Origin of the sequence: Bacillus bingmayongensis, assembly GCF_000299035.1 — a bacterium.
GTDB classification, from domain to species: domain Bacteria; phylum Bacillota; class Bacilli; order Bacillales; family Bacillaceae_G; genus Bacillus_A; species Bacillus_A bingmayongensis.
In genome coordinates, this window is record NZ_JH921519.1 from 221724 (window position 1) to 234323 (window position 12600).

A 12600-nucleotide genomic window follows, 5' to 3' on the forward strand; every position below is an offset into this window, starting at 1 on the left:
TTTCTTTACGCCTTTTATTAATGCAATTGCCGTGCCAACTTTTTAAATCCCTTTAAAATTAACGTTTTTTCAAGTGTTTTTATTGTGTGTTACCGCTTTCGAATTGTGTGTTACCCAAAATATAGATAGTGTGTTATAAAACAACACGCTTGTAACACATATCTGTATGAAAATAGATTAGTGTTTAGTTGTCTAGTTGTATTTGAAACAAGAAAATAAAATATTTTTATAAAGAAATTTTACTTTTTATTAAAAAACAATAAAATTTATTATAAAACCATTCGCTTTTCTACATTAGAAGCAATCGGTAAAGAACTAGAGTGTCCGCCTGGCGATATTTTGGAATATGTAGAAGAACAAAAACATAGCCATCCGCATCAGCAAAATAGGCCGCTACGGATGGCTATGCTTTTACTATGAACTAGATTGAACTTTTTATAGAAAAATGAATCTCATCCAAAACAACATGATCTCCGTAGCTTTTGACTAAAGTACTCACTTCAATCCCCAACGCTAATAACCGCCTTTTACAATATTCATTTCAACCCATTATTCAGTCCCTCAATTTTCTTCTTCCAATACATTGTCATCGCAAACCATATAATGAAGTAAATAACGATAAAGCTACCCATGCAAATAAGAATCGGAACAGGGCGATTTGGAACCCAGCCAATCCAGATTGCAATCGGTAAGAATGCTCCTAGTAAAATGATAAAGTGAACGATTGTTTGTGTTAAAATGCTCCATTCCTCTCTCTCAAACACAAAGGAAGCAAATGAGAAAATCATCCCCACAATATTTGCTGTTACAAGGTGAGTAAGCAATGTCTTTGTCTCTAATACATCCATTCCATTTGCATAACCAATTCCTAAAAACAATAAGCTATAAACCATCGCCATCGCCATTCCTGCAATAACCTTGGCACATACTCTATCAAACAAAGTAACCATAATTCTAGCCTCCTCCCATATTTAGAGCTTCTTTAATAAGCGGTACATACTTTCTTGAAACGTACTCTTTCATTCCATTTGAAAAGTATGCACACATACTGCCGCTAAAAGACATTTCAAAGCTTGTTACATGCTGTAAATTGGCTAGTGTAGACTTTGAAAATCGTACAAATCGATCACCCTGTAATTTTGTTTCTAGCTCATACAAACGTGATTTCACTTCAAGACTTCCTTTCGTCGTTTGAGCCATTACTTTTCGACCCTCTGCATAAAACCAATAAATATCTTTTGGTTCTAACAAATAATATTGCTGATCCAAAATTCCAACAATTTGCTTCACATTCCCCCCTTCTATCCTTTTTAAAAGATGGTGAATTTCATCTGTTACTTCTTTTGTCTTTACAATAATCTCTATTTCATCTTGTGATGGGTCTAATTCAAGGTGAATCTTCACTACTTTCCACCCCCCTTACACTTTTATTGTTACATATATTTAAAGAAAAGAAATAGATTGATACATAAGTGGTATCGCCTCCGTCATGACTGACACTTTTTCATACATAAAAAAAACCTTGCATAAGCAAGGCCTCATTCTTTTGCTAACATTTTCCTATATAACTCTACAAATTCACTCGCTAATTCCTTCATTGTTATAGCATTCATTAAATGATCTTGTGCATGAACCATAAGCAGTGTAATTTCTGTTTTTTCTCCACCAGCTTCTCTCTGTATTAAATCCGTTTGCAAACGATGTGCCTCTTGCAGTTCTTGCAAGGCTTCTTGCAATTTCGCCTCCGCTTCTTTAAACTCTCCACGTTTTGCATAATCAATTGCTTCCATCGCACTGCTTCTCGCATTTCCTCCATGTAAAATCAAATGAAAAGCCTGCGTCTCTAATGTATCCATCTTAACTCCTTACTCCCCCTTTTCTTCAGCCACTTTTTGCTTATCCCACATCATCAAGAATGGTAAATAAATTAGGAAAGCAATTGCAAAGTTAATTAACTGCAATATAACGCCTGAAATTTTTCCACCTGTTCCTAAATATCCGCTAAAGAAAATTGGCGTTGTCCATGGTACAGCCGCTCCACTTGGCCGAGCAACAATCCCCCATTCCATTGCGAAATAAGAGACAATTGTTAAAACGACTGGCACAAGTATAAATGGAATAAGCAGAAGCGGATTCAGTACAATTGGCATCCCAAATGTAACCATCTCATTAATATTAAAAATACCTGGTGCAATTGATAACCGGCTCAAACTTCTTAATTGCTGACTCCGTGCAAATAATAACATCGCTACAACAAGTGCAAGCGTCGCACCAGATCCACCTGTATAGATCCACAAATCAAAGAATTGTGCTGTTATCGTATTGGGAACATCTTGCCCCGCCTGAAAAGCAATACGGTTTTGATCCATTAGTGATAACCAAATCGGACTCATAACACCGCCCACAATCGCAGCCCCGTGAATCCCACATGCCCAAAGCACATGGACAATAATAACCGCCGCTACTGCACCAAAAAGACTTGCACCAAGTACACTAAGCGGAGCTTGCAAGAGCTGCCCTACAATATTATGAATACTACCGAAAGAGGTGTTTTCCAAAATTAAACGTAGAATCCAAATAACTGTCACAACAATAAATCCTGGAACAAGTGCTGCAAATGAACGTGTTACAGCTGGTGGAACCGTTTCTGGCATTTTAATAATCAACTTTCTTTGGATAATAAACCTGTAAATTTCAGTAGATATAAGTGCTATAATCATCGCCACGAATAATCCTTGACTTCCCATCAGTGCAGCAGGTATAACTCCATCTACAAGTACACTCTCTTTCGTACTAGGTATGATATGCGTCACTTGAAATGGAGTTGCAAGTAAGAATGATACAATTGACAATGCCCCTGCTGCTAATGCATCCACTTTATATTGTTCCCCTAGTCTGTAAGCGATTCCAAAAACGGCTATTAAAGACATTATATTAAATGTTGCGCTAACTGGATACCCTAACGCCTTCTGCCAATTCCCTCCAAATAAACCTTCCATAAAATCATTGTATCCAGGTATTGGCAAAGCACTAATGATAAGGAAAAATGAACCAATAATTAAGAAAGGCATCGTTAAAATAATGCCATCACGAATTGCTTGTAAATGTCGCTGCTGTGCAATTCTCCCTGCTATTGGCATCACATATTTCTCTAAAAACCGGACCATCTACTCCACTCTCCTCATGCTTCCATTGACAATGCTGCTTCCAATACGGCCTCTCCGTTACAAAGGCCATAATGTACAGAGTGAATAATATCAACAGGTATCCCTTTTTCTCCACACATTTCCTTCATCTTCGGTAATAAATAACGCACTTGTGGTCCAAGCAAGAGCACATCCGCTTCATCAATATGATTCCGTATTTCCGAACCCGATACAGCCCAGATTTTTACTTCTAACCCTTTTGCTTGTGCCGCTTTCTCCATTTTCGTTACAAGTAAACTGGTAGACATTCCTGCTGCACAGCAAAGTAAAATGTTCATCAAACTCCCCCCTTATTTTTAATCATGCTGGAATCATATCAACGTTGCTCTTCATATCCACTACTAGATTACCAATATATATGTCTAGATTATTTTTCATATGACGAGCATAAAAACAAAAGTTTCTCCGTTTTCACGCTATTCCATCTATGTGTATTCTCCTAGTAAACAGCCTCACAACTGATTATAATGATTCAGTATGATTTTTTATAAATAGATTGGAGGGTATATATATGAAAGCTTACCGCTTTCCACTTATTTTATTATCTTCCATCCTAATTGGTGGTTTCATTGGTTATTTCATGGGTACCGATGCAGTTGCTTTAAAACCGCTTGGTGACATTTTCTTAAACTTAATGTTTACGATTGTTGTGCCTCTTGTGTTCTTTAGCATTGCTTCATCTATTGCCAATATGGATGGATTAAAACGTTTCGGAAAAATTATGTCTAGCATGGCTGGGACTTTCTTATTTACAAGTATTATTGCTGCAATTTTTATGATTATTGTTGTGAAAATATTCCCACCAGCGCAAGGTGTTGTATTAGAACTAACAAAGCCTGATAAAATTGAAAATATTAGCGTGGCTGATCAAATCGTGGGTATTTTCACCGTATCAGACTTTTCGAAGTTATTATCTCGTGAAAATATGCTAGCGCTTATTTTCTTCTCTATTTTAATGGGGGTAGCAACTTCAGCAGTTGGAGAAAAAGGAAAGCCATTCGCTAGCTTCTTACAATCTGGCGCAGAGATCTCAATGAAAGTTGTATCATTCATTATGTACTATGCTCCAATTGGACTAGCTGCCTACTTCGCAGCTTTAGTTGGAGAATTCGGTCCACAGCTTCTTGGAACGTATTTCCGAGCTGCAATGGTATACTATCCGGCTTCTATCTTATACTTCTTTGTTGCCTTTACATTTTATGCTTACCTTGCAGGGCGCAAACAAGGTGTACAAATTTTTTGGAGAAACATGGTCTCTCCTACAGTTACATCACTTGCAACTTGTAGTAGTGCCGCGAGTATTCCAGCAAACTTAGAAGCAACTAAAAAAATGGGTATTTCTTCTGACATTCGTGAAACAGTTGTTCTTCTTGGTTCTACACTTCATAAAGACGGATCTGTTTTAGGTGGCGTAATTAAAATTGCTTTCTTATTCGGGATTTTCAATATGGAATTCTCAAGTCCAAAAACATTAGCAATCGCTCTTGTTGTTTCCCTATTAGTAGGAACAGTAATGGGTGCTATTCCAGGCGGTGGTATGATTGGTGAAATGTTAATCGTTTCTCTATACGGCTTCCCACCAGAAGCATTGCTAATTATCGCAGCTATTAGTACAATCATCGACCCACCAGCAACGATGTTAAACGTAACAGGTGATAATGTTTGTGCCGTAATGACAGCTCGTCTTGTTGAAGGGAAAGACTGGGTTAAGAATAAATTTGCATAAGAAAAAAGAGCGTTGTTTTTCATAAAACTAACGCTCTTTTTTTCTTTAATCACAAATTTGTTATAACTTTCACAAATTTTCCACAGCCCTTCCCTCTTCTTCGTACTATAATCATGTATGGAAAAGGAGATGGAAATCATGACACAAAATGCCCCAGAATTTAAGGTTTTGCAAAGCATCGCGTTTCTTGCTGTTGTTTTACAAAGTTCTTTACTATATACAATGAATCAAGGAAATATCGCATTAGAACAATCTCTCATTATTGGAATGCTATTCAACCTCGCAAAATTTTCAGCACCAGCATTCATCTTTATCGTTGGATTTCATTTAATTCGGCAGTATACAAAACAAATGGTATATAAAGAATACATATACGAAAAAACTGCACATCTACTTGCACCTTACTTATTCTGGTCTATCATTTACTTATTTACAACAACCCAATTCGTTACGATGCAAAGCGGAATAAAGAGCCTATTACTTGGAACAGCGGCGCCTCATCTTTGGTATGTCATCATGATGTTTCAAATTCATTTGCTATTCCCCTTACTATGTACTTTATTTTATTGGTTTCAAAAACGAACACATAATCAGCAAGACATATATAGATTCATGGTTGCTTTTGCCATCCTATATTTTCTCTTAATGTGGTTCTCTTCCCATTATATTTTTAACGGCGAAGTATTAACTCGTTCAACCATCTTACATTATACAGACCGTTCCTTCTTCTTCTATTCATTCTACTTTGTTATGGGCGGAATTGCAGCGGTAGCACTGCGGGCTTGGCGTTTATTTGTCATGAAGCACATACCGCTTGTGACAATTTTGTTTTTTATTTTCTTCTTATTCATTAATTATGAAATGTTTAGCTTCTATGGTGTAGATTCGATTCATCTCACTGTATCTACATACTTAAAGCCATCCATGTTTTTATACATTGTATGTGAAATACTCATACTTTACGTATTATCTATCATGATTGTTCAGCGGCGAGGAACATTATATAAAACATTGCGTTTTATCGGAAACTACACATACGGAGCTTATTTAGCACACTTTTTCTTCTTACAGCTAAGCACGAAATTACTATCTCTATTTACAGTACAAGCCAATACAATTCTATATAGTCTATTCCTTTTTCTTATGACGGCAACATTCTCTATCATCGCAATGGTTATATGTAGTGTTCTTCCATTCCATACATGGATTACAGGACCTTCTCCTACTCCAATATTAAAATGGCCAGCACTCATACCTACCTTACCGTTATTAAGAGGTAAAAAATAAGAAGAAGCTTATACCCTTTCTAGAATGGCATTTCTATTCCTTATCCATTTTCAATTTCGTCTCAGCTAACAGCGGCAACACATTATCAAAAATATGCGTGTTGCCCTCTTTTCCAGTTACATATCCGCCATAAAATCTGCTGAATACGTTGTCATTCCGGAATTCACTCATACGCTCGTACAATTCCTTAGCAAACTTTATATCTCCCGTTTGTAACACATATAGAATTGTCAGCCCATACGCTGCTGGGGATTCAAAATCTACTACTGGTTTTCCTGTTTCTAAATCATAGCGACCGTATAGCTTCCCATCTTTACGAAATGCCTTTTTAATAAAATCTAAATATGCTTCAGAGGAAATTCCGCCTAAACTGCGATGATAGGCAACATACGATTGATCAATCAAGTTCACCTGGTTTTCAAATGCAAATGTACCATCCTCTTTATATTCTTTCGAGAATGCCCAGCCACGCCTTGGATAATCCGCTAAAAATTGAATCACTTCCTGATACTGCGTTTCTGAGATTTTTCCGTACTTTTTCATATAAGAGAATGCACTTGGATTTATGTAAGATGTCGTTAATATGTTATTTTGCATACCCTTATCTGCGTCATAATAATCAACATACTGTTTCCCTTTCTTATTATAACGAAGCACAGCACCACTCACTTGATCAGCAAGATCTCTATAGCGCTCTTCTTTATACATTTCATAGGCACGATATAGCTGTTCAATAATACGAAGATCATCAATGAGGGCATTCGTGGCAGACTGTCTTTCTCCTGTTTCAGAAATCTTCCATAAAACAATATGGACAGGATGTATAAAATAATTTTGGATCACCTTTACTTGTTCATCAAACAATGATTGATTGTCCATATCAAGCGTATATTGTAGCCATAACCCTGCTGATTCTGATAATGCTTCACGACCGGCTGCCTCGCTCGTTCCTACCTTTGGATCAGCTATTCGATATGTTGCGAGCGTACCATTATCATTGAGCATATGTCTCAAAATAAAATATTCTGTCCGATTCCCTTGTAGTGCAGTCCAAAAAACAATTCCACCTAAAATCACAAATAAAGTTAACGCAATCCATATATACAAACGTTTCCGCACATTTTTTCACCTCTATAATAAGGCTAACCGTAACCTTAGTAGAACATACGGAAACATTAAAAAGACAATCCTTTAGATTGCCCCTCACTTTCTATCCTTTACACACGTTAATTAGCCTCTTTCGCCCTGCGATACAGTGATTGCACAAGGTGATCATATTCACGCCGTGTAATTTCTTTATTGTATAACTTTAATAACAAATCTTTATGCTCTTTCGAAAACGCCATTTTTCTAATGACTTCAGGATACATACAAACATCCCCTCCGTTTCACATGAACTTCCAGCTTGTCCTTCTACAAATGAAACTCTCTGAACAGAACTAACGTTCGTATAAGCATTATAAAAGATTTTGTTCTAAAACACAAATGAAATATTTTTCTCTTTACCTTTCTTATTTTTCTGAAGATTTCAAAATTATAATATCATATTAACTTTTTAAAATACATATGTATTTTTTGGAATTTTTTTGAATAGATTTTCCAGTTCAATCAGAAAATAATGGCAAAAATGAAGAGGAGTAGAATTATGGATACTGTTACATTGTCACGGGCTTTCTTTGGGTCATCACTAGCATTCCACATTATTTTTGCAACCCTTGGGATCGGACTATCTTTAATGATTTTTATAAGCGAAGTATTATATCACTGGAAGAAGGATTCAGATTACGCTGTTATGGCAAAAAGATGGACAAAGGCTTTCGCCATTCTTCTTGGTGTAGCAATTCCAACTGGAACAATCGTTGGTGTACAAATTTCACTCCTTTGGCCCGGGTTCGCCAAAATTGTCGGTCAAGTGATTTCTGTTCCGTTCCAGATTGAGATTTTCGCCTTCTTCTTAGAGGCTTTATTTATGTCCATTTACGTATATGCAGCAGATAAATTACCACCATTTATGAGATTAATCTCACTTTTTTTTGTCATGCTTGGTGCTACTGCATCCGCCGTATTAATTACCTCAGCAAACACATGGATGAATACACCAGCAGGCTTTTCTATGAATCCTGATGGCTCTGTTTTTAACGTTGACCCGTGGAAAGCATTCTTTAATCCTAGCTTTTTCACAAGCTCTTTTCACGTTGTCATTACTGCTTATGCAACGGGAGCGGCAGTCATTGCTTCCATCGCCGGATTTAAATTATTAAAGCGAAATCTGGGTGCACGTGAAATTGCTTATCATAAAAAAGGGCTATTTTTAGGCCTTGTCGTTACATTTATTACCGGCGCAATCATGTGGCTTTCTGGGCATGAATCGGCAATTGCCTTACATGAACATTCTCCGGAAAAATTAGCCGCAGCAGAAGCATTATTTGATACAACATCACATGCTCCTCTTGCAATTGGCGGATTTGTCGATCCGGCAACCCATGAACTACAATACGGGCTTGAAATTCCTAATATGTTAAGTTTGCTAGTTGGATTTAACCCTAACACTGTCGTAAAAGGGTTAAATGAATTTCCACAAGAAACGTGGCCACCATTTTATACCCATACGTTCTTTAATTTAATGGTTGGTACAGCTGTATTCACTTTTGCTGTCGCAGCAATTGCTCTTTTATATTGGTACTTTATTTATCGAAAAAAAGGGGCAGCGTTACCAAAATGGCTTCTATGGGCCACTGCTGCATGTGGGCCGATTATGATGCTCGGCATTGAATTCGGATGGATTTTCAGTTGTAGTGGCCGTCAGCCTTGGACGATTTATGGGATGCAGCGCACAATGGATGCTGCTACGCGCGCTGATTTCGTCGGGCCCTTATTTATTTTATTCATCATTTTATATATCGGGCTTGGCGCTTTAACGATTTTCGTACTACGGACATTCTTTAGAAGACATCCGCTAAAAAATGATTTAAGGCAGCAAGGAGGAGATTCTCGTGCATGAGGCAAGTATTGCGATTATCATTTTATGGGCCCTTATCTTCGTATACAGCATTTTAGGCTCCATTGATTTCGGAGCTGGATTTTGGGGTATGGTATATGCCAAACACCCAACACTTGCTGCAAAGCTTGCCAATCGTTACTTATCACCAACTTGGGAGGTCACAAATACTTTCCTCGTTTTTGTTGTTGTTGCATTTCTTGGCTTCTTTCCGAAAGCGACTTTTACCCTTGCAACAGTCATGTTCGTACCGGTGACATTAATTTTAGTTCTCGTCGCTATTCGTAGTACATTTATGGTGTTTGCTTATTCTGTACCAAAATATGAACATACCTTGCGTTTCATTTCTGGTATTACTGGGCTCTTAATTCCTGCCTTATTAATTACAGTTTTACCCGTGACAGAAGGCGCTTATATTACGACTTCCGGAGGTAAAGAAGTCCTATTATACGGAAAACTTTTATCAAGCCCTGTAATTTATTGCTATATGCTATTCGGATTAACTTCTGAGCTATTCCTGTCCTCTCTTTTTCTAGCTGACTTTGCAAGAGAACAAGGCTCAGAGGATACGTATCGCCTTTATAGACGCAATGCCATCGTACTCGGTCCAGCAACACTTGTTACAGCCATCATCGCCCTTGTTGTCATGGAACCCGAAACACATTGGCTCATGCAAGGGTTAATTAAACAATTCCCATGGTTCACAGTATCTATTATTTTATTTGTAATTGGATATTCTTCTCTTTGGTGGACAAATAAAAAGCATAGTACGCTCGGATGGCCACGGATCGCCGTTTTAGCGGTTGTTGCGCAATATGCATTTGCAAGCTACGCTTACGGCGTCGCGCATTTACCGTATATCATTTATCCAGACGTTACTGTATTCACAAGCTTTACAACGAAGGAAACATTCTATGCCTTACTCATTCTCTATGCAATCGGCATTGCGATCTTACTTCCAGGCTTTATCTTCTTCTGGAATTTATTCTTAAAGGATCGAACGTTCCTAAAGGAAAAATAATAATAGCCCCCTCTGCTACCGTCTTAGCAAAGGGGGCTTCTATATTTAAGTTAAGTACATGTGATCAATCAAGTAAAAAGGTGTTCGGAATGTTACATCCCGTATTATTGATATAAATGACTACCAGCTTCTTTAAATTCTTCTGCCTTCTCTTTCATACCTTGCTCAATTGCTTCTGTTGTTTCTAAATCATTCTCTTTTGCATATTCACGAATATCATGTGAAATTCTCATACTACAGAATTTCGGGCCACACATTGAGCAGAAATGGGCTGTTTTTGCACCTTCTGCAGGTAATGTTTCATCATGGAAATCCATTGCGCGTTCAGGATCTAAAGATAAGTTAAATTGATCGCGCCAGCGGAATTCAAAACGAGCTTTTGAAAGTGCATCATCACGTTGCTGGGCTGTTTTATGTCCTTTCGCAAGGTCCGCTGCATGCGCTGCAATTTTATACGTAATAACCCCTTCACGAACGTCATCTTTGTTTGGCAATCCTAAATGCTCTTTCGGTGTTACATAGCAAAGCATCGCTGTACCAAACCAGCCAATCATTGCTGCGCCAATCGCCGATGTAATATGATCATAACCTGGTGCAATATCCGTTGTTAACGGTCCGAGTGTATAGAACGGTGCACCTTGGCAAATATCAAGTTCTTTATCCATATTTTCTTTAATTAAATGCATTGGTACATGCCCTGGTCCTTCAATCATTACTTGCACATCATGCTTCCAAGCAATTTTCGTTAACTCACCAAGCGTTTCCAGCTCAGAGAATTGCGCTTCATCATTTGCATCCGCAATCGAACCTGGACGTAATCCATCTCCTAAAGAGAAGGAAACATCATATTGTTTCATAATTTCACAAATTTCTTCAAAGTGTGTGTATAGGAAGTTTTCTTTATGATGATATAAACACCACTGCGCCATAATCGAACCACCGCGTGAAACAATTCCTGTTGTACGTTTTGCTGTAATTGGAATGTAACGAAGTAGTACACCTGCATGAATTGTAAAGTAATCCACACCTTGCTCCGCTTGTTCAATTAACGTGTCACGATATACTTCCCAAGTTAAGTCTTCAGCAATACCATTTACTTTTTCTAGCGCTTGATAAATCGGCACTGTTCCAACTGGTACCGGAGCATTACGGATAATCCATTCACGAGTTGTATGAATATTTTTTCCTGTTGATAGATCCATAATTGTATCTGCGCCCCAGCGCGTTGCCCATGTCATCTTCTCTACTTCTTCTGCAATGGAAGAAGATACCGCAGAGTTCCCAATATTCGCATTTACTTTCACATGGAAATTGCGGCCGATAATCATCGGTTCTGCTTCTGGGTGGTTTATGTTTGCTGGTAAAATAGCGCGCCCTTCTGCAATTTCTTTACGAACAAACTCTGGATCTACACCTTCACGAATCGCAACATATTCCATCTCAGATGTAATAATGCCGTTACGAGCATAGTGCATTTGCGTTACATTTGCCCCTTTTTTTGCGCGAAGTGGTTTACGATCCATTTGTGGGAACACAGGTGTATGCTCGGATGCAGCCTTCACACCATCATCTTCCGGTTTGATTTCGCGCCCTTCATACTCTTCCACATCTCCGCGCTCAACAATCCAGCCATGACGAGGCGTTGGAATTCCTTGTTCAAGTTCCACTTTGTATTCTGGATCTGTATAAGGTCCGCTCGTATCATACACGCGAATCGGTGGGTTTGGTACACCGTTTGTATCACTTTGTTCGATCTCACGCATCGGTATTTTCATCCCTTCACGCGGGCCATCAACATAGACTTTCTTACTCCCAGGTAAACTCGACTTCAATTCAATTTGCTCAGCTGAAACAGATTGCTTCATAATTTGTGTTTCCTCCCCTTTATCGTTTCAAGAAACCTTCCTTGCTTGAAATCTCCAACCATCTTCCAAGCAACTTTGATTATCTTGACTCTGAATCCAGCTTCAGTGGCTAGAATGGTCGGTGGCTTCGCTTCTTCCATTCTGATCGAGCCGCTTCCGCCTTACGTGTGACAAGGACGAGAACTAGTGGCCAGCGCATGCCAAAATAAAAAGAGCCAGGTCCATAGTAAAACAAGGACCTGGCTCATAAAGACATAGTTATGTAAAGCCGTTAACTTCCCTACGCTGGTACAAGCCAGATCAGGTCCAGAGGGTTAAGAAGTTCTCGCACTTCTCTCTCAGCCCAAGCTTCTCTTGGGCACCCCTAGTTTATCACTGATTTAATTTTCAATACTTTCTCATCATACACGATAATCAGAAAAATGCAAAGGTATTCTTAAAGATTCCTCCCTGCCTATCACTTGCTACTCCAATGATCACATAACTACTTATTTTTC

12 protein-coding genes, 1 pseudogene and 1 riboswitch are annotated in these 12600 nt (G+C 38.3%); of the genes and pseudogenes, 5 read left to right on the forward strand and 8 right to left on the reverse strand.

Going from position 1 to position 12600, the window contains the following annotated elements:
• Positions 1-246 precede the first annotated feature (246 nt).
• Positions 247-420, forward strand: a pseudogene (locus tag Y7E_RS32095) (helix-turn-helix domain-containing protein); the annotation flags it as partial.
• A 116-nt stretch (positions 421-536) separates the two neighbouring features.
• Here Y7E_RS32095 and Y7E_RS0122225 read toward each other — a convergent pair.
• From Y7E_RS0122225 to Y7E_RS0122245, 5 genes are all read right to left on the reverse strand, one after another.
• Positions 537-950: a DUF3021 domain-containing protein gene (locus tag Y7E_RS0122225; RefSeq protein ID WP_017153442.1), complete on the reverse strand. Its 414-nt coding sequence runs from the start codon at positions 948-950 to the stop codon at positions 537-539.
• Positions 951-954: 4 nt separating this feature from the next.
• Complete coding sequence (locus Y7E_RS0122230; protein WP_017153443.1) at positions 955-1404, reverse strand: LytTR family DNA-binding domain-containing protein; 450 nt, start codon at positions 1402-1404, stop codon at positions 955-957.
• A 134-nt stretch (positions 1405-1538) separates the two neighbouring features.
• Positions 1539-1856: a PTS sugar transporter subunit IIA gene (locus Y7E_RS0122235; protein ID WP_017153444.1), complete on the reverse strand. Its 318-nt coding sequence runs from the start codon at positions 1854-1856 to the stop codon at positions 1539-1541.
• 9 nt (positions 1857-1865) lie between these two features.
• On the reverse strand, positions 1866-3167 hold the full coding sequence (gene celB, locus Y7E_RS0122240) for a PTS cellobiose transporter subunit IIC (protein ID WP_017153445.1): 1302 nt from the start codon (positions 3165-3167) through the stop codon (positions 1866-1868).
• Positions 3168-3181: 14 nt separating this feature from the next.
• The gene (locus Y7E_RS0122245) at positions 3182-3484 is read right to left on the reverse strand and encodes a PTS sugar transporter subunit IIB (RefSeq protein WP_017153446.1); all 303 of its coding nucleotides are present in this window, start codon (positions 3482-3484) and stop codon (positions 3182-3184) included.
• A 233-nt stretch (positions 3485-3717) separates the two neighbouring features.
• Between Y7E_RS0122245 and Y7E_RS0122250 the strand changes: the two genes are divergently transcribed.
• Positions 3718-4932 carry a dicarboxylate/amino acid:cation symporter gene (locus Y7E_RS0122250; RefSeq protein WP_017153447.1) on the forward strand — a complete coding sequence of 405 codons (1215 nt, stop codon included), beginning with the start codon at positions 3718-3720 and terminating at the stop codon, positions 4930-4932.
• Between the two features lie 117 nt (positions 4933-5049).
• Positions 5050-6219, forward strand: coding sequence for an acyltransferase family protein (locus tag Y7E_RS0122255; RefSeq protein WP_081584725.1), 1170 nt, complete (start codon positions 5050-5052; stop codon positions 6217-6219).
• Positions 6220-6252: 33 nt separating this feature from the next.
• On the opposite strand, the gene Y7E_RS0122260 is transcribed toward Y7E_RS0122255, so the two are convergent.
• Complete coding sequence (locus Y7E_RS0122260; RefSeq protein ID WP_017153449.1) at positions 6253-7338, reverse strand: hypothetical protein; 1086 nt, start codon at positions 7336-7338, stop codon at positions 6253-6255.
• 107 nt (positions 7339-7445) lie between these two features.
• Positions 7446-7589, reverse strand: coding sequence for a hypothetical protein (locus Y7E_RS33740; protein WP_017153450.1), 144 nt, complete (start codon positions 7587-7589; stop codon positions 7446-7448).
• A gap of 275 nt (positions 7590-7864) precedes the next feature.
• Here Y7E_RS33740 and Y7E_RS0122270 point away from each other — a divergent pair, with 275 nt between their 5' ends.
• The gene (locus Y7E_RS0122270) at positions 7865-9220 is read left to right on the forward strand and encodes a cytochrome ubiquinol oxidase subunit I (protein WP_017153451.1); all 1356 of its coding nucleotides are present in this window, start codon (positions 7865-7867) and stop codon (positions 9218-9220) included.
• On the forward strand, positions 9213-10238 hold the full coding sequence (locus tag Y7E_RS0122275; protein WP_017153452.1) for a cytochrome d ubiquinol oxidase subunit II: 1026 nt from the start codon (positions 9213-9215) through the stop codon (positions 10236-10238). Before Y7E_RS0122270 ends, Y7E_RS0122275 begins: the two co-directional genes overlap by 8 nt.
• A gap of 104 nt (positions 10239-10342) precedes the next feature.
• Here Y7E_RS0122275 and thiC read toward each other — a convergent pair whose 3' ends face one another.
• A complete protein-coding gene (gene thiC, locus Y7E_RS0122280; RefSeq protein ID WP_017153453.1) occupies positions 10343-12103 on the reverse strand; it encodes a phosphomethylpyrimidine synthase ThiC in 1761 nt (586 codons plus the stop codon).
• 260 nt (positions 12104-12363) lie between these two features.
• Positions 12364-12479: riboswitch (TPP riboswitch) on the reverse strand.
• Between the last annotated feature and the right edge of the window lie 121 nt (positions 12480-12600).

Coding starts and splice junctions, on each gene's coding strand:
- Y7E_RS0122235 (WP_017153444.1), bottom strand. CDS start 1,856: ATGGATACATTAGAGACGCAGGCTTTTCATTTGATTTTACATGGAGGA.
- Y7E_RS0122225 (WP_017153442.1), bottom strand. CDS start 950: ATGGTTACTTTGTTTGATAGAGTATGTGCCAAGGTTATTGCAGGAATG.
- Y7E_RS0122270 (WP_017153451.1), top strand. CDS start 7,865: ATGGATACTGTTACATTGTCACGGGCTTTCTTTGGGTCATCACTAGCA.
- Y7E_RS0122250 (WP_017153447.1), top strand. CDS start 3,718: ATGAAAGCTTACCGCTTTCCACTTATTTTATTATCTTCCATCCTAATT.
- Y7E_RS0122255 (WP_081584725.1), top strand. CDS start 5,050: ATGGAAAAGGAGATGGAAATCATGACACAAAATGCCCCAGAATTTAAG.
- celB (WP_017153445.1), bottom strand. CDS start 3,167: ATGGTCCGGTTTTTAGAGAAATATGTGATGCCAATAGCAGGGAGAATT.
- thiC (WP_017153453.1), bottom strand. CDS start 12,103: ATGAAGCAATCTGTTTCAGCTGAGCAAATTGAATTGAAGTCGAGTTTA.
- Y7E_RS33740 (WP_017153450.1), bottom strand. CDS start 7,589: ATGTATCCTGAAGTCATTAGAAAAATGGCGTTTTCGAAAGAGCATAAA.
- Y7E_RS0122245 (WP_017153446.1), bottom strand. CDS start 3,484: ATGAACATTTTACTTTGCTGTGCAGCAGGAATGTCTACCAGTTTACTT.